24 protein-coding genes are annotated in these 25,848 nt (G+C 70.9%); 6 read left to right on the forward strand and 18 right to left on the reverse strand.

Annotated features, from left to right (window positions below; translation table 11 throughout):
• Window positions 1–7: 7 nt before the first annotated feature.
• The gene (locus tag K7C20_RS23850; RefSeq protein ID WP_030084290.1) at window positions 8–709 is read left to right on the forward strand and encodes an aggregation-promoting factor C-terminal-like domain-containing protein; all 702 of its coding nucleotides are present in this window, start codon (window positions 8–10) and stop codon (window positions 707–709) included.
• 127 nt (window positions 710–836) lie between these two features.
• The gene (locus K7C20_RS23855) at window positions 837–2,375 is read left to right on the forward strand and encodes an AI-2E family transporter (protein WP_030084288.1); all 1,539 of its coding nucleotides are present in this window, start codon (window positions 837–839) and stop codon (window positions 2,373–2,375) included.
• 84 nt (window positions 2,376–2,459) lie between these two features.
• Here the strand turns inward: K7C20_RS23855 and K7C20_RS23860 are convergent, their stop codons facing one another.
• Together K7C20_RS23860 and K7C20_RS23865 are read right to left on the reverse strand one after the other, a co-directional pair.
• Window positions 2,460–2,993 (reverse strand): alkyl hydroperoxide reductase, encoded by a 534-nt coding sequence (locus K7C20_RS23860; protein ID WP_030084287.1) that lies wholly within the window; start codon window positions 2,991–2,993, stop codon window positions 2,460–2,462.
• 32 nt (window positions 2,994–3,025) lie between these two features.
• The gene (locus tag K7C20_RS23865; RefSeq protein ID WP_030084285.1) at window positions 3,026–3,580 is read right to left on the reverse strand and encodes a peroxiredoxin; all 555 of its coding nucleotides are present in this window, start codon (window positions 3,578–3,580) and stop codon (window positions 3,026–3,028) included.
• 132 nt (window positions 3,581–3,712) lie between these two features.
• Here K7C20_RS23865 and K7C20_RS23870 point away from each other — a divergent pair, with 132 nt between their 5' ends.
• Complete coding sequence (locus K7C20_RS23870; RefSeq protein ID WP_048829774.1) at window positions 3,713–4,672, forward strand: LysR substrate-binding domain-containing protein; 960 nt, start codon at window positions 3,713–3,715, stop codon at window positions 4,670–4,672.
• A 3-nt stretch (window positions 4,673–4,675) separates the two neighbouring features.
• Here the strand turns inward: K7C20_RS23870 and K7C20_RS23875 are convergent, their stop codons facing one another.
• The 8 genes from K7C20_RS23875 to K7C20_RS23910 form a co-directional block, all read right to left on the reverse strand.
• Window positions 4,676–5,275, reverse strand: coding sequence for a Uma2 family endonuclease (locus K7C20_RS23875; RefSeq protein WP_030084282.1), 600 nt, complete (start codon window positions 5,273–5,275; stop codon window positions 4,676–4,678).
• A gap of 223 nt (window positions 5,276–5,498) precedes the next feature.
• Window positions 5,499–6,098, reverse strand: a complete 600-nt coding sequence (locus K7C20_RS23880) for a dihydrofolate reductase family protein (RefSeq protein WP_030084281.1) — start codon at window positions 6,096–6,098, stop codon at window positions 5,499–5,501.
• Window positions 6,099–6,155: 57 nt separating this feature from the next.
• The gene (locus K7C20_RS23885) at window positions 6,156–8,555 is read right to left on the reverse strand and encodes an FtsX-like permease family protein (protein ID WP_053210019.1); all 2,400 of its coding nucleotides are present in this window, start codon (window positions 8,553–8,555) and stop codon (window positions 6,156–6,158) included.
• Window positions 8,556–8,563: 8 nt separating this feature from the next.
• A complete protein-coding gene (locus K7C20_RS23890) occupies window positions 8,564–10,990 on the reverse strand; it encodes an FtsX-like permease family protein (RefSeq protein ID WP_053210018.1) in 2,427 nt (808 codons plus the stop codon).
• Window positions 10,987–11,676 carry an ABC transporter ATP-binding protein gene (locus K7C20_RS23895; protein WP_030082365.1) on the reverse strand — a complete coding sequence of 230 codons (690 nt, stop codon included), beginning with the start codon at window positions 11,674–11,676 and terminating at the stop codon, window positions 10,987–10,989. Before K7C20_RS23895 ends, K7C20_RS23890 begins: the two co-directional genes overlap by 4 nt.
• A complete protein-coding gene (locus K7C20_RS23900; protein ID WP_030082367.1) occupies window positions 11,673–12,197 on the reverse strand; it encodes a PadR family transcriptional regulator in 525 nt (174 codons plus the stop codon). The genes K7C20_RS23895 and K7C20_RS23900 overlap by 4 nt, the downstream gene beginning before the upstream one ends.
• Window positions 12,198–12,483: 286 nt before the next feature.
• Window positions 12,484–12,747, reverse strand: a complete 264-nt coding sequence (locus K7C20_RS23905) for a type II toxin-antitoxin system antitoxin (protein ID WP_053210017.1) — start codon at window positions 12,745–12,747, stop codon at window positions 12,484–12,486.
• The gene (locus tag K7C20_RS23910) at window positions 12,744–13,715 is read right to left on the reverse strand and encodes an SPFH domain-containing protein (RefSeq protein ID WP_053210016.1); all 972 of its coding nucleotides are present in this window, start codon (window positions 13,713–13,715) and stop codon (window positions 12,744–12,746) included. Before K7C20_RS23910 ends, K7C20_RS23905 begins: the two co-directional genes overlap by 4 nt.
• A gap of 307 nt (window positions 13,716–14,022) precedes the next feature.
• Here K7C20_RS23910 and K7C20_RS23915 point away from each other — a divergent pair, with 307 nt between their 5' ends.
• Entirely contained in the window at window positions 14,023–16,299 is a 2,277-nt protein-coding gene (locus tag K7C20_RS23915; protein ID WP_030082375.1) for a transglycosylase domain-containing protein, read from the forward strand.
• Window positions 16,300–16,376: 77 nt separating this feature from the next.
• Here K7C20_RS23915 and K7C20_RS23920 read toward each other — a convergent pair whose 3' ends face one another.
• The 8 genes from K7C20_RS23920 to K7C20_RS23955 all read right to left on the reverse strand — a co-directional run bounded on the left by K7C20_RS23920 (window position 16,377) and on the right by K7C20_RS23955 (window position 25,211).
• On the reverse strand, window positions 16,377–17,840 hold the full coding sequence (locus tag K7C20_RS23920) for a catalase (protein ID WP_030082377.1): 1,464 nt from the start codon (window positions 17,838–17,840) through the stop codon (window positions 16,377–16,379).
• Between the two features lie 184 nt (window positions 17,841–18,024).
• Window positions 18,025–20,181 carry a SpoIIE family protein phosphatase gene (locus K7C20_RS23925; protein ID WP_342452592.1) on the reverse strand — a complete coding sequence of 719 codons (2,157 nt, stop codon included), beginning with the start codon at window positions 20,179–20,181 and terminating at the stop codon, window positions 18,025–18,027.
• Window positions 20,182–20,703: 522 nt separating this feature from the next.
• Window positions 20,704–21,387 carry a class I SAM-dependent DNA methyltransferase gene (locus K7C20_RS23930; RefSeq protein WP_030082386.1) on the reverse strand — a complete coding sequence of 228 codons (684 nt, stop codon included), beginning with the start codon at window positions 21,385–21,387 and terminating at the stop codon, window positions 20,704–20,706.
• A gap of 211 nt (window positions 21,388–21,598) precedes the next feature.
• A complete protein-coding gene (gene fomD / locus K7C20_RS23935) occupies window positions 21,599–22,342 on the reverse strand; it encodes a cytidylyl-2-hydroxypropylphosphonate hydrolase (RefSeq protein WP_245171638.1) in 744 nt (247 codons plus the stop codon).
• A gap of 147 nt (window positions 22,343–22,489) precedes the next feature.
• Window positions 22,490–23,902, reverse strand: a complete 1,413-nt coding sequence (locus K7C20_RS23940) for a class II fumarate hydratase (protein WP_053210014.1) — start codon at window positions 23,900–23,902, stop codon at window positions 22,490–22,492.
• A gap of 51 nt (window positions 23,903–23,953) precedes the next feature.
• Window positions 23,954–24,175, reverse strand: a complete 222-nt coding sequence (locus K7C20_RS23945) for a DUF397 domain-containing protein (protein WP_030082394.1) — start codon at window positions 24,173–24,175, stop codon at window positions 23,954–23,956.
• On the reverse strand, window positions 24,169–24,381 hold the full coding sequence (locus K7C20_RS23950) for a DUF397 domain-containing protein (RefSeq protein ID WP_030082399.1): 213 nt from the start codon (window positions 24,379–24,381) through the stop codon (window positions 24,169–24,171). The genes K7C20_RS23945 and K7C20_RS23950 overlap by 7 nt, the downstream gene beginning before the upstream one ends.
• Window positions 24,360–25,211 carry a helix-turn-helix domain-containing protein gene (locus K7C20_RS23955; RefSeq protein ID WP_030082402.1) on the reverse strand — a complete coding sequence of 284 codons (852 nt, stop codon included), beginning with the start codon at window positions 25,209–25,211 and terminating at the stop codon, window positions 24,360–24,362. Before K7C20_RS23955 ends, K7C20_RS23950 begins: the two co-directional genes overlap by 22 nt.
• A 266-nt stretch (window positions 25,212–25,477) precedes the next feature.
• On the opposite strand from K7C20_RS23955, the gene K7C20_RS23960 reads away from it, so the two are divergent.
• Both K7C20_RS23960 and K7C20_RS23965 read left to right on the forward strand, forming a co-directional pair.
• Window positions 25,478–25,651 carry a hypothetical protein gene (locus K7C20_RS23960; RefSeq protein WP_160328761.1) on the forward strand — a complete coding sequence of 58 codons (174 nt, stop codon included), beginning with the start codon at window positions 25,478–25,480 and terminating at the stop codon, window positions 25,649–25,651.
• Complete coding sequence (locus K7C20_RS23965; RefSeq protein WP_030082403.1) at window positions 25,648–25,845, forward strand: hypothetical protein; 198 nt, start codon at window positions 25,648–25,650, stop codon at window positions 25,843–25,845. The genes K7C20_RS23960 and K7C20_RS23965 overlap by 4 nt, the downstream gene beginning before the upstream one ends.
• The last annotated feature ends 3 nt before the right edge of the window (window positions 25,846–25,848 follow it).

The following is a 25,848-nucleotide window of genomic DNA, read 5'->3' on the forward strand; positions in this document are numbered from 1 at the left end:
AAAACGTGTGAGCCGGATCTCGGTCCGGGGATTCGCCGTGGCATCCGCCACCGCGGTCACCACCGTCGGCGCCGTGGTCGGCGTCGCTGCAGGCAACGAGCCTGCCTCGGTCGGCAACACCGAGGCCGCAGCTGCCGACGCGACGATCGCCGACATCCCCGCAGGCGCACAGGCCCAGGTGCAGACGGCTTCCCTGACGCAGCAGGCGGACGACCAGTCCACCCAGGCGGACACGGCAGCGCTGAAGTCCGCTCAGGAGTCGGCTCGTAAGGCTGCCGCTGAGACCGCGCAGAGCAAGAAGGAAGCGGCGGACCAGGCAAAGGCCAAGAAGGAAGCCGACGCGCGTGACAAGAAGGAGCTGGCCGCGTCCCGCTCCTCCTCGCGCGACCTGGGCGACCTCGTAGGCAAGAGCTCGTACACCATTGCCGAGACGCAGGCCATGGCGCGCCAGATGATGGCGGGCGACCAGTTCCAGTGCTTCAGCAACATCGTGGACCACGAGTCCGGCTGGAACTACAAGGCCACCAACGCCGGCTCGGGTGCCTACGGCCTCGTCCAGGCGCTGCCCGGCTCGAAGATGTCCTCCGCGGGCTCCGACTGGCAGACCAACCCGGCCACCCAGATCAAGTGGGGGCTGAACTACATGAACGACCGCTACGGCAGCCCCTGTGGTGCCTGGTCGTTCTGGCAGGCCAACAGCTGGTACTAGGCCCGCCGGCAGTACCACCGCACTTCCGAAACCCCCGAACGCGGCAGCGTCGGGGGTTTCGCGCGTCCGGCGCAGGTAACGTCGTGCCCGTCAGGTTGTGGCGCGTGGGAGGGGAAGAGGAAGGCACATGTCCAGATTGCCTCAGTGGGTCGGCGGCCTCGGTGCCGGTCTGACCCGGCTCTCGCAGCGGCTGGAGGAACAACGCCGCCGGGCGGAAGCCGCGGAGGGGGTCCCCCCTGGAGGGAGCCCGTCGGACTCCTCGGGGGAGGCCGGGGAGCCGGAGCTGAGGCGTGCCGGGCACGCGGACGCCCCCGCGGCCGACGGCGCGGCGGACGACGGTCCGGCGCGCGACGGTGCGCTGGGCGCGCTCACCGTCGCCCGTAAGCAGCTGCCGGAAGCGACGGACGGGGTCCCGCATCCCGCAACGGAACTCCCCTCGCCGCCGCCCCAGTCCGCCGTACCGCCGGAGAACGTTCCCCCGCCACCCTCCTATGCGCCCGCCGTCGCGGCCCGCCCGGACCCGGTCGATGCGGTGCCGTGGGGCGTACGGGTCGCCGCCGAGGCGAGCTGGCGGCTGCTGGTGCTGGCCGCCACGCTGTGGGTGCTCGCCCGGGTCATCACCACCATCGAACTGGTCGTGCTGGCCTTCATCGCGGCGACGCTGATCACCGCACTGCTCCAGCCGACGGTGGCGTGGCTGCGCCAGCGCGGGCTGCCGCGCGGGCCGGCCACCGCGCTGACCTTCATCGGCGGGTTCGTGGTCATGGGTCTGGTCGGCTGGTTCGTGGTCTGGCAGGTCCAGGACAACATCGACTCGGTCTCCAGCCGCATCCAGGAGGGCATCACCGAGCTCAAGGGCTGGCTGCTGAAGAGCCCGTTCCATGTGACCGAGTCTCAGATCAACCACATCGCCAAGAACCTGCAGGACGCGGTCGGCGCCAACACCGAGGCGATCACCTCGGTCGGCCTGGAGGGCGTCACCGTCGTCCTGGAGGTGTTCACCGGCATCCTGCTGGCGATGTTCACCACGCTCTTCCTGCTCTACGACGGCCGGCGGATCTGGAACTGGCTGCTCAAGCTGGTCCCCGGCGCGGCCCGCGAGGGTGTGGCGGGCGCCGGGCCGCGGGCCTGGCGGACGCTGACCGCCTATGTGCGCGGCACGGTCGTCGTCGCCCTGATCGACGCCATCTTCATCGGTATCGGCCTCTATTTCCTCAATGTGCCGCTGGCCGTCCCGCTCGCCGTCTTCATCTTCCTGTTCGCCTTCATCCCGCTGGTCGGCGCGGTGGTCTCGGGGGCGCTGGCGTGTGTCATCGCGCTGGTCGCCAACGGGGTGTTCACGGCCCTGATGGTGCTGGCGGTCGTGCTGGCCGTCCAGCAGATCGAGGGCCACGTCCTCCAGCCGTTCATCCTGGGCCGGGCGGTCCGGGTCCATCCGCTGGCGGTGATCCTGTCGGTCGCCGCGGGCGGGCTGATCGCGGGCATCGGCGGTGCGGTCGTCGCGGTGCCTTTGGTCGCGGTCACCAACACGGTGGTCGGCTACCTCCGTTCGTACTCCAGGGAACAGGCGCTACGGATGTCGGTGGCCCCGCGCGGTGCCACCGCGATCTCGGTGGCGCCGACCCCGCCCCCGGTGCCGCGCCGGACCGAGGAGCCCCCGGAGTAGTCCCACCGGCCCCTGGACACACAGAAACCCCGCAGACGTCCTGTCTGCGGGGTTTCTGTCGGAGCGCGTCGCGCGTGCCGTGAATTACTCGGCGAGCGCGGCCTCGGCGTCCAGCGTGGCGCCGACGGCCTGCAGGACGGACGCGATCTTGACGGCCTCCTGGATCGTCTCGCGGTCCACACCGGCCTTGCGGAGCACCTGCTCGTGCGAGTCCAGGCACATGCCGCAGCCGTTGATGGCCGAGACGGCCAGCGACCACAGCTCGAAGTCGACCTTGTCCACGCCCGGGTTGCCGATGACGTTCATCCGCAGACCGGCGCGCAGGTTGCCGTACTCCGGGTCCGACAGCAGGTGCCGGGTCCGGTAGAAGACGTTGTTCATCGCCATGATGGCGGCGGCCGACTTGGCGGCGGCGTAGGCCTCGGGGGAGAGGTTCGCCTTCGCCTCCGGCTCCAGCTCGCGCAGCACCTTCGGCGAGCGCGAGGCGATCGCGCAGGCCAGTACGGTGCCCCACAGCTGCTGCTGCGGCAGGTCGCTGTTGCCGATGACCGAGCCGAGGTTCAGCTTCAGGTCCTTGGCGTAGTCCGGTACGGCGGACTTGAGTTCGTCGAGAGCCATGTCAGATCAGCCTCCAGTTCGCTAGCGGAGAATTACTCGCCCGAGAGAAGCGCGACCGGGTCGAGGGTCTCGTCGCCCTTGGACCAGTTGCAGGGGCACAGCTCGTCGGTCTGCAGGGCGTCGAGGACCCGCAGGACCTCCTTGGGGTTACGGCCGACGGAACCGGCGGTCACCATGGTGAACTGGATCTCGTTGTTCTGGTCGACGATGAAGACGGCGCGCTGCGCGAAGCCGTCCTCGCCCTCGATGCCCAGGTCGCGCATGAGCTCGTGCTTCGAGTCGGCGAGCATGGGGAAGGGCAGGTCGGTCAGGTCCGGGTGGTCCTTGCGCCAGGCGTGGTGCACGAACTCGGAGTCGCCGGAGAAGCCGAGGACCTGGGCGTCACGGTCGGCGAACTCGTCGTTCAGCTTGCCGAAGGCGGCGATCTCGGTGGGGCACACGAAGGTGAAGTCCTTGGGCCACGCAAAGACGATCTTCCACTTGCCCTCGTAGGTCTTGTGGTTGATCTGCTCGAACTCCTGGCCCTGCTCCAGCGAAACGCAGGCGGTCAGGTCGAACTCGGGGAACTTGTCACCGACAGTGAGCACGTACTCTCCTTGTTGCGCAGAAAGTCCCTTTTGAGGACTTTCCTTGAGGCTTGGACGGGTTACACAGTGGCACAGCAGGCATTGATCAGGGAAATAGCTAGACTGGTTGATGTTGATCGGAGGTGGTTATCAGTGGCTTCACCGGCGAGTCAGGGCGGCAGGCCCCGCCAGCCCAGCCTGGCCCAGCTGCGGGCGTTCGTGGCGGTGGCCGAGCATCTGCATTTCCGCGAGGCGGCGGCCGAGATCGGTATGAGCCAGCCCGCGCTGTCCGGGGCGGTCTCCGCGCTGGAGGAGACCCTCGGAGTGCAACTGCTGGAGCGTACGACGCGCAAGGTGCTGCTGTCGCCCGCGGGGGAGCGGGTGGCCGCTCGGGCCCGGACGGTCCTGGAGGCCGTCGGTGATCTGCTGGAGGAGGCGGAGGCGGCCCGCGCGCCGTTCACGGGCGTGCTGCGGCTCGGTGTCATCCCGACCGTCGCCCCGTATCTGCTGCCCGCGGTACTGCGGCTGGTCCATGAGACCTACCCCGACCTGGACCTCCAGGTACACGAGGAACAGACCGCCTCCCTCCTGGACGGCTTGTCCCGCGGACGTCTCGACCTGCTCCTGCTCGCCGTGCCCCTGGGCGTCCCGCAGGTCACCGAACTACCGCTCTTCGACGAGGACTTCGTGCTGGTCGCCCCCAAGGAGCACTGGCTCGGCGGCCGCGGTGACATCCCGCGCCAGGCCCTCCAGGAACTGGACCTGCTGCTGCTCGACGAGGGCCACTGCCTGCGGGACCAGGCCCTGGACATCTGCCGGGAGGCCGGCCGGGACGAGAACACCCCCGTGACGACCAGCGCGGCGGGCCTGTCCACCCTGGTGCAGCTGGTGGCCGGCGGACTCGGCGTCACCCTGCTGCCACGGACCGCGCTACGCGTCGAAACCGGCCGCAACGACCAGCTCACGACCGGCTACTTCGCCGACCCGGCACCCTCGCGGAGGATCGCCCTGGCCATGCGGACGGGCGCCGCCCGCCAGGAGGAGTTCGAGGAGTTCGCGGGCGCCCTGCGCGGGGCGCTGCGGGGGCTGCCGGTGCGGATGGCCGGGGGGTGAGGGTCAGGGGCGGGCGACCGAGAGGATTGCTTCGACGTCGAGTGTGATCTCGGCGCCGATGGAATCCGGGAGCGTGACGCGTTGGCCGGGGGCGTGCACGCTGTGGTTGCGGTATTCGTTGGCGAACGGGTCGGTCAGGGTGTGGATGCGGTCCTTCTTGCGGTCGATGATGACGTAGACCGGGATCTTGGCGATCGCGTACGCGGCGACCTTCGTCTTGAGGTCGGTGGCGTAGTTGGAAGACGTCACTTCCAGCACCATCCGGAAGACAACCGGGTCGTAGCAGTTGTCCGCCACGAGGTGATCGCGGTAGTCGGCGTCGACGACGGCGAGGTCGGGGATGGCGTAGTCCTCGGGGCCGTCGGGGAGCCATACGCCCATGGCCTGGGCCACTCGTGTCTCCGCTCCGTGCGCAGCAGCGAAAGCGAAGATGAGGTCGGTCAGCGAATCGGCGTGCGGGCCGTCGGCGGGCGGCGTCACGGTGAGGTCTCCGCCGATGATCTCGATGCGGTAGCCAGGGAGCTTCTCGGTGAGCTGTGCGGCCACCTCGAGCAGGCTGGGCAGCTTGCCGTCATGAGGGTGCTCGACTGCTGCGGCAGACATGTAGTGCCTCCTGATGGCTGGTATCGAGGCCATCATCGTAGGCAGGGGCACCGGCACGCGTCTCGTATGACCACGTTCATCCGTTGTGGATCGCTCGGATACGGGGCCCTCGGGCGCATCAGGGCCGGGGCCGCTTCGAAGGCTGCTGCGACCTCCCGTCCGGCCTGTGCGCCGCGGGGCCACGGGAGTGATTCGCTCGCCGGGGCGGGGATGCGCGGCTGTCTCAGACCGCGCCGCCCCGGTCGTACGTCAGGAAGGCCGCGCCGCTCTGGAGGACCGTGTGCTCGGTGAGTTCCCAGGTGCGGGGGTCGAAGGCGGTGTCCCGGGAGAAGAGCGGGATGCCGGTGCCGAGGGTGAGCGGGCTGAGCTTGAGGAGCAGCTGGTCGATCTCCGGGTAGAGCGCGCCGGCGAGTGCGCTGCCGCCCAGCAGCCAGAGGTCCTTGCCGTCCGTGCGCTTCAGCTCGCGTACCTTCGCCACCGGGTCGGTGGCCACCAGCTCCACCGCCGGGTCCGGGCTCTGCTCCATGGTCCGGGAGAAGACGAGGTGCCGCAGGTGGGGGTAGGCGTCGGTGAGGCCGGCCCGGAGGCCGATCTCGTAGGTGCGGCGGCCTTCCAGGACGGTGTCGAAGCGGGTGCCCTCGTCCGTGATGCCCAGTGCCGACCGGGCGTGGACGGGGAGGATCTCCGGGAGTTCGGCGGCCAGATGCTTGAGGTAGTCGTCGGCGATCGGCCAGAAGCCGTCCGGGCCGGTGGGGTCCGTGCCGTCAGGGCCGGCGAGGAAGCCGTCGAGGGTGGAAGCGATGCAGTAGACGAGCCGGCGCATGAAGGGTCCCCCTTGGGCAGTTGGCGGGCACTGCTGTGGCGAAATGATCTCGCAGATTCATTCCGCACGCAGCCCATCCGGACGCATCAGGCGCCACAGCAGCGGCAGGGAGAGCACGGTGACGCCGAGGACGACGGCCGCCGCGGTGCCGGTGAGGACGAGGATGTCCCACCAGTCGGCCTGCAAGGGGCGGTTGGCCAGGTGGAGGAGCAGCGAGCCGAGGGCCAGTCCGCAGCCGAGCGCCAGCGCCAGGCCGAGGGCCACCGGGACGGCCGTCTGCCACAGGACCGAGCGGCCCAGCACGGCGCGCGGGGTGCCGAGGGCGTCCAGGGCGGACAACACCCGTGCGCGGTCGCGGAGTTGTTCCAGGGCGGTGATCAGCAGACCGCAGCCGATCAGCAGCAGCACGGCGGCGGCGCAGGCGGTCAGGCCGTGGCGGGCGGCGTCGAGGGTGTCGATGTCGGTGATGCTGCCGAAGCCGAAGGTGGTGAAGTAGATCTGCGGGGAGATCGCGGCGGCCGTGTTGCGGACGTATTCGATCGCGTCCGGGGTGTGCGGGTCGAGCCGTAGCAGGACGGCGACGTGGGGGTGGCGCAGCAGCGTGGGGGGCAGGGCCTCCGGGGTGGCGAGCAGGCCGGGGGTGAGGAAGGCGGGCCTGAGGCCGGAGGGCTTGGGGGTGGCGGGGCGGGCGGTGCGCGGGACGGACCAGAGGGCGGGGGCCCGGTGGTCGCTGCGGCTGCCGACCGGGTCGAGGGCCAGCCGTTCCCCCGGGCGCGGGTGGGAAGGGCCCTCGGGGTCCTTGACGAGGAAGACACTGCCCTGGGAACAGGCGCCGATATCGGCGAGTTGGCGCAGGGTGGCGCAGTCGGCGACGGCCACCGGATACGGCTCGGGGTCGTCGCCCTCGCCGGGCGCGGTATGCGCCTGGGCCAGGTGGTGGCGGGCGGAGTCCGCGTAGCCGGAGACCACGGTGTGCGCCGTGCGGACACCCACGGCCGCGCGCAGCCGGGCGTACATTTCCGGGGCACGGGCGGCGGGAACCGTGTCGTCGCGCGCGTCGACGACGGTCCATGCGGGGCCGCGCGGCTGCTCGTCGGGGCTCTGGGCGCCGGTCAGCAGCAGCTGTACGGCGAGGGCACCGGCCACCGCGACGGTGATCCCGCTGACCGAACGGCCGGCCGCGGTGCTGCTCAACTGGAGGCGCCGCACCGCAAGGTGCCAGGACGGGCCGCCTGGACCCGCGCCGGTCAGGCGGCCCACCACGGCGTCCACCAGCCACGGCAGCAGCGCCGCCACGCCCAGCAGAAGCAGCGCGACACCGAGGATCACCTGGGCGTTGGCGGCGTCGCCGCCGCCCAGCCCGAAGAGCGCCTGCGGCAGCAGCAGCACCACTCCGGCGACCGGCAGCAGCAGCCGCCACCACAGCCGGCGGCGCGACGGCGGAGCCGTGCGGGTGACGCCCAGCGGCTCGACGGTGACCCGCCGCATGGTGACCAGCGTGACGCCGACCGAACAGAGCGGGACGGCCAGCGCGACGCATCCGGCGAGCACGGCATCCGGCGCCACATCGGAAGGGAACACGCCGATCCCGAGAAGGGAGATGCCGGCGAGCGGGACCCGGCCGGCCAGGAAGATCGCGGCGCCGGTGAGCAGCCCGAACAGCGCACCGGCCAGCGCCTCGCCGGCGGCGATCCGCCGGGTGGCGGCCCGGTCCGCGCCGACCAGCCGCAGCGCGGCGAGCCGCCGGTCGCGGCGCTCCCCGCCGAAGCGCACCGCGGTCGCGACGAAGACGGCGACGGGAGCCAGCAGCGCGACACAGCTCACGATGATGACCAGCACCACCAGGGGACTTGCCCGGAACGGGGCCCCGCGGTCACCGAAGGCGGTGATCCGCTCGACGCCGTCGCCGGGCCGCCGCAGGTCGTCGCTGCCTTGGTAGAAGAGGAGTTCACCGGGGTACGTGAGCCCCGGGTCGCCGATCGTGGCGGTGATCCGCAGATGTGGGAAGCGCTTCTTGAGCAGTGCGCCCTCGGGTGCGGACAGCAGATCCGACAGGGCGGGGGAGACGGCCATGTCGCCGGGCCCCGGCAGCCGGGACAGGCCCGGCGGTACGGGCGCGCGGGGCCCCTCGGCCGCCAGGATCCGGCCGTACACCGGCCGATCGCGGTAGGTACTGCCGGACGGGGCGGTGAGCAGGGTCCGGTCCGAGGGGCCGGTCCCCTCCACGGCGGGTACGACGGTGCGGGCCCGCTGCCGGTCCATGGCGGCGTTCCATATGTTCGGGACGGCCGTCGCCAGCAGCAGCACGGCGACGCCCAGCCCGACGCCGAGCGCGGTCAGCGCCGTACGGATCCAGCCCTCGCGGCCGCCGGTGACGGCGAACCGGGCGCCCATGGCGAGGTCGGCGCCCCAGCGGCGGACGGTCGCGTCCCGGGCCGGACGGGAAGTACCGGGCATCGGCGCGCTCACTCCGTCCGCAGCCCGTCGGGCCGCATCATCCGCCACAGCGGCGGCAGGCTCAGCAGCGTCACGAAGAGGATCATTCCGCCGCCGATGCCGGTGATCCCCGCCACCACCGGCCAGTCGACCGTCACCACGCTGTCGATCATCGTCAGCAGCAGCGCCCCCAGCGTCAGTCCGCAGCCCAGCGCCAGGCCCAGGCCGAGCGCGACCGGGAGGGCGGTCTGCCACAGCACCGACCAGCCCAGGGTGGCGCGGCGGGTGCCGTACGCGTCGAGGGCGGACAGCAGCCGGCGGCGCTCGTGGAGCTGCTCGACGGTGGAGATGATCAGGCCCGAGCCGATCAGCAGCAGCGTGAGGACGGCGCCGGCGAACAGGCCGTCGCGGACGCTGGAGTACTGCTCGTCATGCGGATTGTCGAGGGCGGAGGACTCGTTCATCGTCGGGTCGATATGGGCCACGGTGTTGCGGATGTGCTCCACGGCGTCCCGGGTGCCGCGATCGAAATCGATCTTGATCTCCGTGGTGGGGTGGTTGAACCGGCCCGTGTCGACCGCGGACGGCGTGGCCAGCAGGTCGTACGGGACGCGGTCGGGGCTGCGTCCGCGGTCGAGCAGCCGGACACCGCGGGCCGACCCGGGGATCGTCCAGGGGCGCGGTGTCTGCGGATCTTCGGTGGCGTACGGGGGGTTGAGGCTGATCCGCGCCCCGGGCACGAGCGCGGGGTCCCGGCGCGGGGCATCGGTGACGAACACCTCGCCGTCCCGGCAGGAGTCCAGACGGGCCAGTTTGCGCAGCTCGGCGCAGTCGGCCACGGCGATCGTCGAGTTCGGTGCGTCGGCCGGGGCGGGCCCGGCGGACGGCAGCCGGCCGACGTTCGCGTCGATCGTGCCGCGGACCGCCGTCACCCCCGGGGTGGCGCGCAGCGCGGTGAGCGCCCGCTGGGTCTGCGGCCAGCCCTCGGCGTTGCCCCACAGGCCGATCCGCGGGAGCTTGCCGGACTCCGCGTACGCCTGGGCGTAGCCGGCCTGCATACCGGTCATCAGCATATGGATGGCGATCGCGCCGGCCACCGCGACGGTGATGCCGCTGACCGCGCGGGTGGCCGAGCCGCTGCTCAACTGGAGGCGTCGGACGGCGAGTTGCCAGGGGACCGGGCCGCCGCGCAGCCTGGCCACCACCGCGTCCACCAGCCAGGGAAGCAGGACGGTGACGCCGAACAGCAGCAGCATCGAGCCGGTCGCGAGCCGGAAGGTGTTGAGCGGGGTGTCGCGCCACGGCTGCGTCCGGGCCAGCGGCACCAGCAGCAGAGCGCCCACGGCGGGCAGCGCCAGCCGCCACCACAGCCGGCGGCGGACCGTGGGCCGGTTGCGGACGATGCCCAGCGGCTCGACGGTGACGCCGCGCTGCGCGAACAGCGTCACCACGACCGCCGCCGTCGGCACGAGTACGGCGACCAGCGCCGCGGCGAGCGGGGCGGGGGCCACGTCCGAGGGGAAGACGTTGACGCCCCACAGGGTGACCACCGAAGCGAACCGCCGGGCACCCAGGAACAGCGCCCCGCCGGCCATCAGCCCCAGCAGCGAACCGAACAGCGCCTCACCGGAGGCGATCCGGCGGGTCGTCCGGACATCGGCGCCGACCAGCCGGAGCGCGGCCAGCCGGCGTTCCCGGCGCTCGTTGCCGAACCGTACGGAGGTGCCGATGAAGACCATCATGGGCGTCATCAGCGCCACACACGTCATGATCACGAGGAGTACGACGGGGGCCCGCATCGGCGGCGGTTGCCAGTTCTTGCCGAAATGGTCGATGCGATAGGCGTCGGGCGCCTTGAGCGTGGCGCCCTGCGCGAGGTAGGTGAGCTCCTGCGGGCCGCTCAGACCGTCGTCGCCGATCACGCCGGCCACCTGGTAGTCCAGCCGGCCGCGCAGCAGCGCACCGTCGGGGGAGGCCAGCAGCTTTTTGAGGGCCGGGGAGACCAGCATCCGTCCGGGGCCGGGGAGATGGCCGATGCCGGGGGGTACGGGCGGATGCGCGCCGTCGGGGCGGACCAGGCGGCCGCGGATCGGCGCACCGCGGAAGGTGGTGTCGGCCGAGGTGTAGAGCACGGTGCGGTCGGAGGGCGGGGGAGCGTGGGCCTGGCCCAGGTTCTCGCGGGCCTTCCCCCGGCCGTGCCAGGAGTCCAGCAGGGGCGGTACCGACGAGCAGAGCAGCAGCACGGCCACACCCAGGGCCACGCCGGCGGCGGTCAGTGCCGTACGGATCCAGCCCTCGCGGCCGCCGCCCGCCGCGAACCGCATCCCCATCGCGAGGTCACGGGCCCAGGTCACGGGGCCGGTGCGCGTGGCGGCGAGCGGGTCCCGGGGCGCGGGAGCGGCCGGTGTGCCCCCGCCGTCACGGCCGCGGCCGGTGTGCGAGCGCAGCAGGCTCATATCAAGCCCGCCAGCATGTCCTTCACTTTGCCGTCGCGGACGACGATCTCCCGGTCGGAGTAGGCGGCGACCCGGGCCTCGTGGGTGACCAGGACGACCGCGGCGTGGGTGTCGCGGGCGGCGTTGGTCAGCAGGGTCAGGACGCGTTCGCCGTTGAGCGAGTCCAGGGCGCCGGTGGGCTCGTCCGCGAAGATGACCCGTGGCCGGGTGGCGAGGGCGCGGGCGACCGCGATCCGCTGGCCCTGGCCGCCGGATATCTCGCCGGGCCGTTGGCCGTGCGCTTTCTCGACCTCCAGCCGCTCCAGCCACTCGCGGGCCTGGCGCTCGGCCTCCTTGCGCTTGGTGCCGTTCAGCCGCAGCGGCAGGGCGACATTCTCCAGGGCCGTCAACTCCGGCACCAGCTGGCCGAATTGGAAGACGAAGCCGAAGTCCGTACGGCGCAGGGCGCTGCGCTGGGCGTCGCTCAGGGCGGTGAGCGTGTGCGGGCCGTAGCGGACGGTGCCGGAGTCCGGGCTGATGATCCCGGCGAGGCAGTGCAGCAGGGTCGATTTGCCGGAGCCGGAGGGGCCCATGACGGCGACGACCTCGCCCGGGTGGATCGAGAACTCCGCGCCGTCCAGTGCCGGTGTCGCCCCGTAGGTCTTGTGCAGCCCCTCCGCCGCGAGCAGGGATCCCTCCGGCGTCATACGCGGACCGCCTCCGCCAGCTTGTCGAGCCGGGCGGCGGTCAGCTCCAGCCAGCGCAGATCGGCCTCGAGGTGGAAGAGGGCGTGGTCGCAGATCAGCTGGTCGGCGAGGTCGCCGGTGCGCTTGCGCTCGGTCAGCCCGCGCATCAGCCGCAGATGTTCGGCGCGCTGGGAATCCAGCAGTTCGGCGGCGTTGCGGTCGGTCATCAGGGCCAGGACGATCTTGGTGTAGAGCGTCGACTGGAGGTACGGCTCGGGCTTCTCCGGGCGGGCCAGCCACTGGGCGACGTCCGTGATCCCGGCGTCCGTGATCGCGTACCGCTTGCGCTCCGGACCGGCGCCGGCCTCCACGGCGTCCACCTCGACCAGGCCGTTCTTCAGCAGCCGGGACATCGTGGAGTAGACCTGCCCGTAGTGCAACGGGCGGTCGTGGCCGAAGTGTTCGTCGAAGGCCCGCTTGAGGTCGTAGCCATGGCGGGGGCCGGACTCCAGGAGGCCCAGCAGCGTATGACCGATTGACATGCGGACCACCTTACTCGTGGGTGTATTGCCGGTGTATACGCGTGCTGTATAGCGGCTGCGCGGGTGAGCCGGGCCCCCGGCCGGGGCTCGGGGCGCGGGCAACGGGGCATCCCCGGGCGCACTCCGTACGCACCCGTCCGGGCGCATCGGCCGCCACGGCGGCGGCAGGCTCAGCAGGGCGGCGACCAGGGCGCGACCGCCGGCCTCGGCGGCACCACACAGGCCACGAGGACGGTGACACCGAGCTCTGCAGGAGATCTGTTCGCACTGTGCATGGAGGGAGCGTCTAGTCGCCCTGCTGATCCTTCGGCGGCCGCCCCCGCCGCGGAATCGCCCCCGCTCCCCGGGGCAGCCGGCCCGCCTCGGACAGCGCCTTGCGGAGCAGGAACTCGATCTGCGCGTTGGCACTGCGCAGCTCGTCGTCGGCCCACCGTGCCAGCGCGTCATGGATCAACGGGTCCAGCCGCAGCAGCACCTGCTTGCGCTGCTGCGGCCGTCGCGCGGGGGCCCGCTCGCGCTCGGCGCCGGGCCCCTCGGGTTCGGTGCTCACTGGTAGAGGGAGCCCGTGTTCAGCACCGGCTGGGCGGCCCGGTCGCCGCACAGCACCACCATCAGATTGCTGACCATGGCCGCCTTCCGCTCCTCGTCCAGCTCGACGATGCCCTGCTGGCTGATCCGGTCCAGCGCCTGCTCGACCATGCCGACCGCGCCCTCGACGATCTGCTGGCGGGCCGCGACCACCGCGCCGGCCTGCTGCCGCTGAAGCATCGCCGAGGCGATCTCGGGGGCGTAGGCGAGGTGGCTGAAGCGGGACTCGATGATCCGTACGCCGGCGGCCTGGACCCGTGCGGTCAGTTCGAGGGCGAGCTTCTCGGTGATCTCCTCGGCGTTGCCGCGCAGCGAGAGGGCGTTCTCGTCGTGGGCGTCATAGGGGTACTCGATCGCGATGTGCCGCACGGCCGCCTCGGTCTGGGTGGCGACGAACTCCAGGAAGTCGTCGACCTCGAAGAGCGCCTGGGCGGTGTCCTCGACCTTCCAGACCACGATCGAGGCCAGCTCGATCGGGTTGCCGTAGGCGTCGTTGACCTTGAGGACCGCGGTCTCGTGGTTGCGCACCCGGGTGGAGATCTTCCGGGCGCTGGTGAGCGGGTTGACCCAGCGCAGGCCGTCGGTGCGGATGGTGCCGACGTACCGCCCGAAGAGCTGGATGACCCGGGCCTCGCCGGGCGCGACCATCTTCACGCCGGTCATGCAGAAGAAGGAGCTGAGCAGCAGCAGGACGCCGACGATGATCATCGGCACTCCGGCAGCCTTGTCGCCGCCGTCGCCGAGTACGCCGCCGATGATGATCACGGCGATGCCCAGTGCCACCCCGAGCACGGTCAGCAGCAGGGCGAGGCCGCCCGCAATGCTGTGCGCCGGGACCTCGCGGACCTGCGGGCGGGGCATCTCGGGAGCGTCCACGGCGAGGTCCGGGTCGGGGTCGGTGCTGCGGTCGGCCGGTGTCTGATCGGACATGGGGTCCCCGTTTCTCCCTGTACGGCACGTGATGTCGGCCGCAATGGGTGATGTCACTGGTCTAGCAAAGTGCTATCACTTTAAGCGCGCTTCGGCGGGGTGTCCAGTGCTCGTACAGGGGGTCTTGGGCGACAAGATCCCAGGTGAGGCGGCAGCGACGCGCAAAACCCACCCCATGGTTCCGTCCAGGCGGGTGCTGTTTGTCACGTTGGGAAAAGCCTTGATCGATGAGTATTTGTTGACAGATGCGGTGTTAGCTTCAACAGCTGAATTAGCTGGGGGCGGAACGACTGGAGTTGCTGAAGCGATGGGCCGAGCGGACGCGAGACGGGCGCGACAGGGGAGCGCCCGCCGGGCCAAACCGAAGGACAAGAAGTCCGGCATACGCCGCTTCTTCACCTGGAAGAAGCTCCTCGGAGCCTTCCTCGGGGTGTGCCTGCTGGGCATCCTCGGTTTCATCGGCCTGTATCTGTACGTGGACATCCCCAAGGGGAACAACGAAGCCAAGCTCCAGAGCAACGTCTACAAGTACGCCAATGGCAAGGTCATGGCGCGTACCGGTCTGCGCAACCGCGAGAACGTCCCGCTCAGCCGCATACCCAAGGACGTCCAGCGCACCTTCGTCGCCGCCGAGAACAAGAACTTCTACCACGACTCCGGCGTCGACCTGATGGGTACCGCGCGCGGCATCCTCAACACGGTGATGGGCCGCGGCAAGCAGGGTGGTTCGACGATCACCCAGCAGTACGTCAAGAACTACTACCTGAGCCAGGAGCAGACGGTTTCCCGCAAGCTCCAGGAGATCGTCATCTCGCTCAAGGTGGACAACAAGTTCGGCAAGGACGACATCCTCGCCGGCTACATCAACACCAGCTACTACGGCCGTGGCGCTTACGGCATCCAGGCCGCCGCGCAGGCCTACTACGGCGTGGACGTCGAGAAGCTCACCGTCTCGCAGGGCGCCTACCTGGCCTCGCTGCTCCAGGCGCCGAGCCAGTACGACTGGACCAGCGCGACCCCGTCCGGCCGGAAGCGGGTCCAGGAGCGCTGGGCCTACACCCTCGACAACATGGTCGAGATGAAGTGGCTCTCCGCGGAGGAGCGCCGCAAGCAGACCTTCAAGAAGCCGAACGACCCCAAGCCCCCGCCCGGTGTGAGCGGCCAGAACAGCTACCTCATCGAGCAGGCCAAGCAGGAGCTCTTCGACCAGGGCGTCGACGAGAAGCAGTTCGCGGCCGGCGGCTGGACGGTCACCCTCGGCATCGACAAGAACAAGCAGCAGGCGCTGGAGAAGTCGGTCAAGCGCAAGCTCCTCGACGACCTCGACCCCAAGAAGCGCAAGGTCGACGGGGACGCCCAGCTCGGCGCCACCTCGGTGGACCCCAAGACCGGTCACATCGTGGCGATGTACGGCGGCGAGGGCCCGCCGAAGCACTACCGGAACAACGCCACCCGCACCGATTACCAGGCCGCCTCCACCTTCAAGCCGCTGATCCTGGCCTCCGCGATGGAGAACAACGCGGTCACCCGGGACGGCGTCCCGATCACCCCGAACACGATCTACGACGGCCGTAACCGCCGTCCGGTCGTCGGCGGCAACATCGCCTTCGCGCCGCCCAACGAGGACGAGCGCGAGTACGGGAAGATCAGCGTCCAGACGGCGACCAACAACTCCGTCAACGCGGTCTTCGCGCAGATGGGCGCGGACGCGGGCCTGGACAAGATCAAGGAGACCGCGGTCAGCCTGGGCATGGACGACAAGATGGACGTCAAGCCCGCCATGACCCTGGGCACCATGGGCGCCAGCCCGCTCCAGATGGCCGGCGCCTACGCCACCCTCGACAACCACGGCAAGAAGGTCACCCCGACGATCGTCACCAAGGCCTCGCACAGCGTCAACGGAGTCGAGACCAAGGTCCCGCTGAAGGACCCGATCGGCGACCAGGTGCTCAGCCGCAAGACCGCCGACACCATCACCTCCGTACTGACGGGCGTGGTCAACGACGGCACCGCCTCGGAGGCCGTGAAGAACACCGCCTACGACGCGGCCGGCAAGACCGGAACCTCCGACGACGACAAGTCGGCGTGGTTCGTGGGCTACACGCCCAAGCTGGTCACCGCCGTCGGCATGTTCGGCGAGTCCCCCCAGGGCGGCCGGCAGGTCACGCTCAAGGGCACCGGCGGCGACGGCCGGGTCAACGGCGGTGGCTACCCGGCCCGGGTGTGGGCGGACTACACCGAGGCGGCGCTGGGCGGCAACACCGGCGCGGAATTCGAGCTGGACGCCAGCCTGGGCGCCGGGGTCCCCCCGACCCCCACCCCGACGCCGAGCCACACGCCGTCGTCCAGCCCGAGCCCGTCCAAGTCGCCGAGCGATTCGCCCTCGCCGACTCCGTCGAAGCCGAGCGGGCCTGCCTCGCCGTCCGACAGCGGACGCCCGAGCCCGCCCGTCCCGTCCGACTCCGGCTCGCCGAACGGCGGGGTGGACGGCGGTGGCGGCGCCGGCGGGGACGGCGGCCCGACCGGCGGCAACGGGAACGGCCCCGGCGGAGACGAAGCCGACAGCCTGACCGGCTTCAACTGACCCCGGTCCGAGCGCAGCGCAGCGCGGCCCCCGCCTCCCCGGCGGGGGCCGCGCTGCTGTGAGGGAGCGGTGGCGCCTCAGCCGCCGTTCACCTTGTGGGCGATCCGGTCGCCCACGTTCTTGTCGATGTTGCGCCAGTACTGGAGCGCGCGGTCGAGCACCGGACGGCTGACGCCGTTCAGCAGATGGCCGGACACGTTGCCCACGAGCCGGTCGCGGGCCGCGTCGTCGAGGACCTGGCGGACCATCGTGCCCGGCTGGCCGAAGTCGTCGTCGTCGCGGCGCAGCGTGTACGCCTCGCGGACCATCGCGCCGCCGGTCTCCCAGCCCGCGGGCTCCCCGTAGCGCAGGGTGTCCGCCGCCGGGCCGCCGTAGCTGTTCGGGGCGTAGGGCCGGGCCGCGCGGGACGGCTCGAACCGCATCGGGCCGTCCTTCGCGTACGAGTGGACGGGTACGTGCGGCCGGTTGGGCGGCAGCTGGGCGTAGTTCGGGCCGATGCGGTAGCGGTGGGTGTCCGCGTAGGAGAACAGCCGGCCCAGCAGCATCTTGTCCGGCGACGGGCCGACGCCCGGCACCATGTTGGACGGTTCGAACGCCGCCTGCTCGATGTGGACGAAGTAGTCCTCCGGGTTCTTGTCGAGCGTCATCCGCCCGACCTCGATCAACGGGTAGTCGCCGTGCGGCCACACCTTGGTCAGATCGAACGGGTTGAACCGGTAGTCCGCGGCGTCCTCGAACGGCATGACCTGCACGTACAGCGTCCACGACGGGGCATTGCCACCGTCGATGGCCTCGAAGAGATCGCGGCGGTGGTAGTCGCCGTCCTCGCCGGCGATCCGGTCCGCGTCCTCCTGGGTGAGGAAGTCGATGCCCTGGTCGGTCTTGAAGTGGTACTTGATCCAGAACTTCTCGCCGCCGGCATTGACCCACATATAGGTGTGCGAGCCGTAGCCGTTCATGTGGCGGTAGGTCTTGGGAATGCCGCGGTCGCCCATCAGCCACGTGACCTGGTGGGCGGACTCCGGCGACAGCGTCCAGAAGTCCCACTGCATGTCGTTGTCGCGCATCCCGTTGTCCGGGCGGCGCTTCTGCGAGCGGATGAAGTCCTGGAACTTGATCGTGTCACGGACGAAGAAGACCGGGGTGTTGTTCCCCACCAGGTCGTAGTTGCCGTCCTGGGTGTAGAACTTCAGGGCGAAGCCACGGGGGTCGCGCCACGTGTCGGGGGAGCCCTGCTCACCCGCGACGGTCGAGAAGCGGGCCAGCATGTCGGTGGTCTTGCCCGGCTGGAAGAGATCCGCCTTGGTGAACTGGCTGACATCATTGGTGACTTGGAAGAAGCCGTAGGCGCCGGCGCCCTTGGCGTGCACCACGCGCTCGGGGACCCGTTCGCGGTTGAACTGGGCCATCTTCTCGATGAGGTAGTGGTCCTGGAGCAGGATGGGGCCGTCCGGACTCACAGTGAGTGAGTGCTCGTCGCTCTCCACCGGATTGCCGGCGTTGTTCGTCGTACGCGGGACGTTGTGCGCGGTGCTGGTCATGGAGGAATGCCTCCTGTTTCGACGACTGGGAGCAGGGGTCGGTCAGTCCCGAATTGGGGCGGTAAGTCCCTTGCGTCCACCCAAGCAGTCAACTACCCCGACGGCACGTCGGTAAATATTGGACCCCGTCCGGTCTCAGACGGGGTCCAATATGTGGGACAGGGCGCCGTGCGCCCGCCCGGAGTCAGGGGCGCTGGGCCCCCGGAGGCATCGACAGCTCGAACCAGACGACCTTTCCCATGCTCAGACGGGTCGCGCCCCAGCGCCTCGCCATCCGGTTGACCAGGTAGAGCCCCCGCCCGCCCTCGTCCGACGGCCGGGCCTGGCGCAGCCGCGGCAGCTGCGGGACGTCGTCGCCGACCTCGCAGCGCAGCACGTCCGTCCGCAGCAACCGCAGCGTGATCGGCCGCTCCGCATACCGCACCGCATTCGTCACCACCTCGCTGACCAGCAGCTCCAGCTGGTCGGTCAGCTCCTCCAGACCCCAGCGCGCCAGCGCCCGCCGGGCCAGCCGCCGGGCCTGCCCCGCCGTCTGCGCCTTCGGATCCAGATACCAGTACGCGACATCGCTCGGCGCGATCCCGTCGAACCGGGCCGCCAGCAGCGCGATGTCGTCATCGCGGTCGCCGGGGCCCAGCATGTCCAGTACCTCGTCGCACATCGGCTCCAGCGGCGGCGGGTTGGGACCCGTCAGCCGGGCCGTCTCCGCCAGCCGCTCCCGCAGCTGCTCGATACCGGTCCACACGTCCCGGATCCGCGACTCGACCAGACCGTCCGTATAGAGGACCAGCGTGGCGCCCGCGGGGGCGTCCAGCTCCACCGCCTCGAAGTCCACCCCGCCGACGCCGATCGGCGCGCCCGACGGGACCCGCAGCACCTCGGCGCGCCCGCCGCGGTGCAGCATCACCGGCGGCGGATGCCCCGCGTTGGCGATGGTGATCCGGTGCGCCACCGGGTCGTACACCGCGTACATGCAGGTCGCCATCCGGTCCGTGCCCAGCCGCTGCGCCTGCTCGTCGAGGTGGTGCAGCACCTCCTGCGGCGGCAGGTCCAGCCCCGCCAGTGTCTGGGCGGTCGTCCGCAACTGGCCCATGATCGCGGCAGAGGTCATCGAGTGGCCCATGACATCGCCGACGACCAGCGCCACCCGGCTGCCCGGCAGCGGGATCGCGTCGTACCAGTCGCCGCCCACCCGTGCCGTCTCGGCGGCCGGCAGATAGCGGCTGGCCAGCCGGACCCCGGTCGGCTGCGGCAGCGAGTCCGGCAGCATCGTGCGCTGGAGCGCGTCGGCGATGTACGCCTCGCGGCCGTAGAGCACCGCCTTGTCCACGCCCAGCGCGGTGTGCGTCGCCAGCTGCGCCGCCACCAGCAGATCGTCCGGCTCGAACGCCGGCCGGTCCGGGCGGCGCAGGAACACCGCCGCGCCGATCACCCGCCGGCGGCCGCGCAGCGGCGCCAGGATCACCCGGTGGCCGCCGGGCAGCCGCGGATCCGGCCCCAGCAGCTCCGGCAGCGCCGTCCGCGCCGCCTGCGCCTCGCCGAACAACGGCCGTACGCCCCGCAATACCTCGGCCAGCGGGCCGCCGGGCTCCACCTCGGCCAGCTCCGCGGCGCTGCCGCCCATCGCCGGACCCAGATCGGGCTGCGCGGGCAGCACCGGAAGCCGGGCGCCGTTGGTGTCCGGCTCCTCCGGAATACGGTCGGTACGGCGCAACCGCAGCACCACCGGCCCGGTCGGGCGCTCATCGCCCACCGGCAGCGGATCCCGCAGATAGACGAGGATGGCGTCGGCGAACGTCGGCACCGTCGCCCGGCACAGCCCGAGCACGATCTCGTCGAGGTCGATCCCGCGGGCGATCCGCCGCGTCGCCGCCCCGATGAAGCGCAGCCGGTCGCCGCCCGCCTGCCGGGCCGCGGCCACCTCACTGCTCTCGCCCGGATGCGCCGAGCGGGCCGGGGGAACGGGCGGCGGGCCCTGCGGCGATCCGCCCTGCCCGGTCAGCCGGTCAGCCATGGCCTCCCCGGCCGCCGGCCGCGCCGCCTCGCTCCGGTGGCCCTCCGGGCCCGCGGACCGTCCGCCGTGCGGCGCCGACGGCTGCTCCGGCACCGTTCCGCCCGGCTCGCCGCCACGCGGCCGCGACCGCCCGGAGCCGCTGGGAGTGCTGCCCTCCCGCGGCCGCCCGATGCCCTCGCCGCCGCGCGGGCGCTGCCCGTGATGCGGCTCCTCGCCCGGCTCCGGCGCCTCGGCGCGGCCCACCGCGCCCTGCGCCACCCGCCGTCCGGCGCGAGCCGTCTCCCGCCCCGCATCCGCCGCCCCGCCCGGCCGTCCTCCCGCAGGCATGGCCACCTCCCCGTACGCGTCGCCGTACGGGGCCGAAGCGTCCCGTACGGCGGCATGACCGCCGCTGTGCGCGGCGCTGTGATCGCTGGTGCGCCCGTCGGTGTGGCCCGCGGCAGTACCGTCCGCGTCCGCCGACGGGTCCCGCCGCGCCGCGCCGTGATCCGCGGCCGGCTCGTCATCGTGGTGGGCCGGTGCACCGGCCGAGGCCGTGACGGCGACACCGGCAAGGCCTATGTCGTCACCGCCGCGCACTGCGAACCCGGTGCCCGGCACCGGAGTGAACCCGGCCGTGGCGGGCTGCTGGAGGGCGCTGCGCGGGTCGGGGACCGCGCCGTACGACGCCGTCCCGGCCGGCCCCCGAGCAGGGGACGCCGAGTCCGCGGCGGTCGAGGCCGACCGCCGCGATTCGTGGGAGGGGGGGTGCTCCGTCACGCGTGGGATTCCATCCGTCCGGGGCTGTGCGCCCGACGTGCCACGTTACGGGCGCGCCGCCCGTGCGGGACGCGCCCAACGCGCTGCGTCTCAGGCGCGTCGCAGGTGCAGAAAGAGCTGGATCTCGGGTGGTACGTCCGTACTCGCCGGGGCGTATGCGTAGGCATCCTCCCCGACGACGTCGAAACCCGCGTCGTGCACGACCCGGCGCAGGTCGTCCCGCAGGTAACCCGATACCCGGATCGAGTTGCCCAGGAACGGAATGGTGAAGTCGTCCACATCCGCCTCGACCATGGACAGGGCCAACAGCCCCTCGGGTCGTAGCAGATCATGCAGCATGCCCAGTGCGTAAGGGATTTCCGCCCGGGGCAGCATCAGAAGTGAGAAATAAGCGGCGATACCGTCGAAGGAGCCGGGGCCGCCGAGCCGGCCGCCGCGCAGATCGGCGATGTCCAGCCGGTGGAAGTCGGCGTCCGGGGCGTTCTCCCGGGCCAGTTCGACCATCGAGGGGGAGAGGTCGATTCCCACGACGCGGTGCCCGGCGTCCGCGAGCTGACGGGCGGTCGGCAGACCCGTACCGCATCCGAGGTCCAGGATGCGTGAGCCTGCGGGCAGGGTGCCGGCCAGCCAGGAGCCCGAGGCGAGCTGGCCCTCCTTGTGCGGAAAGGCGTCGTCGTACCGGTCACCGATCGCGTCGAACGCCTCGGCCTGGCCGGCCCGGTCCAGTGCTAACCGGTTCAGCCCCTCGTATTCGTCGTAGTGAGTTGCACTCACGACCTCGCGCCTCCTGCGACCGCAGTCAAGTTCGTTTTCCCGTTCTGGAGTTGCGCCTGTGCAGTCTTGCGGAGGACGATCCTACGTTTGAAGACCCGGGGCGCAGCAAGGGGGCTCGGCCCCGCTCCTCGCCCCGCAGGAAACAGCCTTGCCCGTGGGCGCAGCTTTCCACGGTTCGCCCCCTTCAGTCGTGTGATGCCCCTTCGCTCCCTCACGACCGCAAACGTTCCGGCGCGCGGTCCCAGTCGTCCGGGAGCCCGGGGACGTCCCAGGCCGGATCGGGCCGCCAGTCCTCCCAGCCGTCGGCGTACGGCTCCCGCCAGGCCGTGATCTGTGCGATCGCGGCCCGCCCCGCCGATCTGACCTCGGCGGCCCGTGCGTCCGTCATCAGCCCGTCCCGCTGCGCCTGCGCGAACTCGTCCTCGTCCCGCCACTCCCAGTGCCGGTCCGGATAGACACAGATGTCGAGAAAGTGGTCCTCGGAGTCAATGCCGTCCGCCCAACGGCGGCGCGGCTCCTCCAGATTGACGTACCAGTTCTTGAACTGCCAGCCACGTTCCCAGAACAGCCACACCGACCACGGGTCCCCGGGCCGGGCCAGCTTCAGCACGCCGGTGCCGAACCACTGGTCGTGGGCGGTCCGGCGCGGTTTGGTGTAGCGGGTGGACAGCGGCTCGCGGTGCACCGGCGTGCCGTCGGCGAGCACCGGCTTGATGCAGGGGGTGCCCGGCGCCATCCACACCGCGAGCAGCTCGTCGGTGTCCTGGACCACGGTCATCGGACGACAGATGTGGAACCGCGCGGCGTCGGCGTTGTCGCGGTAGCGCCACAGGATGTGGTCCCCCGGCGCCCAGCGCGTCGCTTCCGCCGCGCTGCCCGCCGCCCCCTTCGCCCCGGCCGTCCCGCGTCCGCCGGCCGTCTCGCCTTCCGTGGTGTCCACCATGTCCGCTGTCATGCGCAGATCTTAGAGGCGTGGCATGACGCGCGCCGTGACATGAGCCGCACTGGGCGTTACGGGCATGATAATGCGGGCCGCCCCCCGGAACCCGCGCCGCAACAGGAGCCTGTGCGTGCGGGACGGGGGACGGAGGGCGGGCCCGGCTCAGGGGTGCGTCATCCGCAGGACGTCCAGCGCCTCGTCCAACTGCTCCTCGCTCAGGAGCCCCCGCTCGACATAGCCGCCTTCGAGGACCACCTCACGGATCGTCTTCCGCTCGGCGACGGACCTCTTGGCGACCTTCGCGGCCTCCTCGTACCCGAGGTACTTGTTGAGCGGAGTGACGACCGACGGCGACGACTCGGCGTACTCGCGGGCCCGTTCCACGTTCGCGGTGATCCCGTCGACCGTACGGTCCGCCAGCAGCCGGGAGACATTCGCCAGCAGCCGCACCGACTCCAGCACGTTCTTCCCGATCACCGGCAGCATCACGTTCAGCTCGAAGTTGCCCGCCGCCCCGGCCGCCGCCACCGTCGCGTCATTGCCGGTGACCTGCGCTGCGACCATCAGCACCGCCTCCGGGATCACCGGGTTGACCTTCCCGGGCATGATCGACGAGCCCGGCTGAAGATCCGGCAGCGCGATCTCCGCGAGCCCGGTACGCGGCCCCGACGCCATCCACCGCAGATCGTTGGCGATCTTCGTCAGCCCGACCCCGATCGTCCGCAGCTGCCCGCTGGTCTCGACGATCCCGTCGCGCGCCCCCTGCGCCTCGAAATGATTCCGCGCCTCCGTCAGCGGCAGCCCCGTCGCCCGCGCCACTTCGGCAATCACCGCGGCCGAGAAACCGGGCGGCGTATTGATCCCCGTCCCCACCGCAGTGCCGCCCAGCGGCAGTTCCGCCAGCCGCGGCAGCGCGGCCCGCAGCCGCTCGACGCCGTACCGCACCTGGGCGGCATAGCCGCCGAACTCCTGCCCCAGCGTCACCGGCGTCGCATCCATCAGATGCGTCCGCCCCGACTTCACGACCTCGGCGAATTCCTCCGCCTTCCGCTCCAGCGACTCCGCGAGATGCTCCAGCGCCGGAACCAGATCGTTGAGGACGGCCGACGTCGCCGCGATATGAATCGACGACGGGAAGACATCATTGGACGACTGGCTGGCATTGACGTGGTCGTTCGGGTGGACCGCCCGCCCCAGCCGCTCGCTCGCCAGCGTCGCGATGACCTCGTTGGTGTTCATGTTCGACGACGTCCCGGACCCGGTCTGGAACACGTCGACGGGGAAGTGGTCGTCCCACTGCCCCTCCGCCACCGCGGCGGCGGCCTCCTGGACGGCCTCCGCGATGTCCTTGTCCAGCACCCCCAGCTCCCCGTTGACCATGGCGGCCGCCCCCTTGATACGGGCCAGCGCCTCGATGTGCGCCCGCTCCAGCCGCTGCCCGGAGATCGGGAAGTTCTCCACCGCACGCTGCGTCTGCGCCCGCCATTTGGCATGCGCGGGCACCTGCACCTCGCCCATGGAGTCGTGCTCGGTCCGAAAGCCGTGAGAGTCGCCGAATGCGCTGTTGTCGCTCATACCTATGTCAGTGCCCGGGAACGGCGATCTGTTCCCGGGCACGTCCGTAAGTCACCTGCCTGCAGGGCGCTCACCCTTCAGCCCCGCTATGAAGGCGGCCCAGGCGTGGTGGGAGATGAGGAGGGCGGGTCCGTGGGGGTTCTTGGAGTCACGGACGGGGACGAGAGCGGGGTGGCCGTCGGCGACCTCGACGCAGTTGCCTCCCTCCTGATTGCTGTAGCTGGACTTGCGCCAGACGGCGGCGGTCAGGTCGGGGCCGGGAGCGCTCAGCATGCGAATCCGTCGGTTTTGAGGCCGGTTACGAAGGTGGTCCAGGCCTCGTCGGGGATGAGGAGGGCGGGGCCGTGGGGGCGTTGGGAATCACGGACGGGGACGAGGCCGGGTATCTCGTCGGCGACCTCGACGCACACGCCACCTTCGTTGTTGCTGTAACTGCTCTTGCGCCAGACGGCAGTACTCAGGTCAGGGGCGGCTCGCATGGCGTCCAGTCCTCCATTGCCACTCGGATCATCGCCTCGGCGTCGCGGGGCGAGAGGGCCATGGCCCTGAGCAGATCGTAGTTCTCGCGGCGGATGGCGACGTCGCTCTGGTTTTCGATAATTGTCCCGGAGTGGCTTCCTTCTTCATAGGCCGTCAACGGTTGGTGCGGCAGGGTGTAGAGCATGAGCGAGCTGCCTGCCTCTGCGTGCCCACCAGCCGCGAACGGCAGTAACTGAATGGTGAGATGTGGTCTCATACCCACCTCGACCAGGGCGGACATCTGTTGGCGCATCACCTCGGGTTCACCGACCGGGCGCCGTAACACTGCCTCGTCGAGGATGAACCAGCATCGCGGTGGCTTGGGCTTGTCCAGCAGGGCCTGTCGATCGATCCGGGCCCGTACCAAGCTCGCGACCTCGGCATCCGAGGCGTAGGGGTTACCGCATCGCAGTGACTTTTCCGCAAGTTCCCGAGTCTGGAGGAGACCAGGAATCGTGGCGCTCGCGTACTCCTCGATGACCGCGGCCCTACTCTCGATCTCGCTGATGACGCGGCGGTATTTGCCGGGGAACGGTTCCCTCTTCGCGAGGGTGTGCAAGCGAGCGAAGAGCTCGCCCGTGCCGAAGCATGCGTCCAGCTTCGTCGGCAGATCGTCGTACGGCAGCGACTCGGCGGCCTCGATCCGGGCCAGTTGGGACTTGCTGTAGTTCACCACCTCGGAGAGCCGTCGTAGTGACATGCCTGCCTGCTCCCGGTGGCGACGCAACTCAGCGCCGAAGAGGTCGCGCACCGAGCGGTCTGGTGAAAGTTCTCGCGCTTCGAAGGTCATAGGCCTATCCCTCCCTGTCCCGAACGTGATCTGGGACAACAACCCTCTGTTGAGCGTAGCCAGCGCAGAGCAACCATGAGGACACAGAAGGTAATTACCCCGGCGGCCGCGCGAACGGCCCCGGGGCACGGCCAACGCTGAGCAATCTCAGGAGCGTCAACATGCTTCAACCTATTGCCCGTTGCCTCGCGTGGGTGCGGGCTTTACTCATCCCGCGAGCAACGGGCCGGCACCGGGCGCCCGCCCCCTCCGCGTGCGGCCGCCCCATGCCCGCCCGTACGGTCCTCGTGCTGCCGTGGAGCCCGCCCCGGCTCCCCCGCGCGGCCCGCCGCCGGGGACGCCCCGTCGAACGGCCCCTGGACGGCGACGCGTCACCCCTCGTCCGTCCCTACTACGCCGCGTACGAACGCCGGCCCCGGCCCGCCGAGGTGGTCTGGTGAACGCCGGCCGCACGCCGCCGGGCCCGCCGCCCCGGCAGTCCCTGATGACCCTGCGGGTCTATACCGCGAGCCGCGACGGCGTGGTCACGCAGGAGCGGGCGCCGGTGCACGTCGTGGCCGGTGAGCCGCTCGACGTGTACGGGCTCAGCCAGTCCTGGCCGCCGTGCGCCTGCCCCCGTCATCGCGGGCGCTAGTGC

Origin of the sequence: Streptomyces decoyicus, from assembly GCF_019880305.1 — a bacterium.
GTDB classification, from domain to species: Bacteria; Actinomycetota; Actinomycetes; order Streptomycetales; family Streptomycetaceae; genus Streptomyces; species Streptomyces decoyicus.

What these genes read in the sequence shown, in the direction of transcription:
- K7C20_RS23915 (WP_030082375.1), top strand. Translation starts at nt 14,023, where the DNA reads ATGGGCCGAGCGGACGCGAGACGGGCGCGACAGGGGAGCGCCCGCCGG.
- K7C20_RS23960 (WP_160328761.1), top strand. Translation starts at nt 25,478, where the DNA reads ATGCCCGCCCGTACGGTCCTCGTGCTGCCGTGGAGCCCGCCCCGGCTC.
- K7C20_RS23940 (WP_053210014.1), bottom strand. Translation starts at nt 23,902, where the DNA reads ATGAGCGACAACAGCGCATTCGGCGACTCTCACGGCTTTCGGACCGAG.
- K7C20_RS23880 (WP_030084281.1), bottom strand. Translation starts at nt 6,098, where the DNA reads ATGCGCCGGCTCGTCTACTGCATCGCTTCCACCCTCGACGGCTTCCTC.
- K7C20_RS23885 (WP_053210019.1), bottom strand. Translation starts at nt 8,555, where the DNA reads ATGCCCGGTACTTCCCGTCCGGCCCGGGACGCGACCGTCCGCCGCTGG.
- K7C20_RS23950 (WP_030082399.1), bottom strand. Translation starts at nt 24,381, where the DNA reads ATGCGAGCCGCCCCTGACCTGAGTACTGCCGTCTGGCGCAAGAGCAGT.
- K7C20_RS23890 (WP_053210018.1), bottom strand. Translation starts at nt 10,990, where the DNA reads ATGAGCCTGCTGCGCTCGCACACCGGCCGCGGCCGTGACGGCGGGGGC.
- K7C20_RS23875 (WP_030084282.1), bottom strand. Translation starts at nt 5,275, where the DNA reads ATGTCTGCCGCAGCAGTCGAGCACCCTCATGACGGCAAGCTGCCCAGC.
- K7C20_RS23895 (WP_030082365.1), bottom strand. Translation starts at nt 11,676, where the DNA reads ATGACGCCGGAGGGATCCCTGCTCGCGGCGGAGGGGCTGCACAAGACC.
- K7C20_RS23855 (WP_030084288.1), top strand. Translation starts at nt 837, where the DNA reads ATGTCCAGATTGCCTCAGTGGGTCGGCGGCCTCGGTGCCGGTCTGACC.
- K7C20_RS23945 (WP_030082394.1), bottom strand. Translation starts at nt 24,175, where the DNA reads ATGCTGAGCGCTCCCGGCCCCGACCTGACCGCCGCCGTCTGGCGCAAG.
- K7C20_RS23860 (WP_030084287.1), bottom strand. Translation starts at nt 2,993, where the DNA reads ATGGCTCTCGACGAACTCAAGTCCGCCGTACCGGACTACGCCAAGGAC.
- K7C20_RS23955 (WP_030082402.1), bottom strand. Translation starts at nt 25,211, where the DNA reads ATGACCTTCGAAGCGCGAGAACTTTCACCAGACCGCTCGGTGCGCGAC.
- K7C20_RS23925 (WP_342452592.1), bottom strand. Translation starts at nt 20,181, where the DNA reads ATGCCTGCGGGAGGACGGCCGGGCGGGGCGGCGGATGCGGGGCGGGAG.
- K7C20_RS23910 (WP_053210016.1), bottom strand. Translation starts at nt 13,715, where the DNA reads ATGTCCGATCAGACACCGGCCGACCGCAGCACCGACCCCGACCCGGAC.
- K7C20_RS23920 (WP_030082377.1), bottom strand. Translation starts at nt 17,840, where the DNA reads ATGACCAGCACCGCGCACAACGTCCCGCGTACGACGAACAACGCCGGC.
- K7C20_RS23900 (WP_030082367.1), bottom strand. Translation starts at nt 12,197, where the DNA reads ATGTCAATCGGTCATACGCTGCTGGGCCTCCTGGAGTCCGGCCCCCGC.
- fomD (WP_245171638.1), bottom strand. Translation starts at nt 22,342, where the DNA reads ATGACAGCGGACATGGTGGACACCACGGAAGGCGAGACGGCCGGCGGA.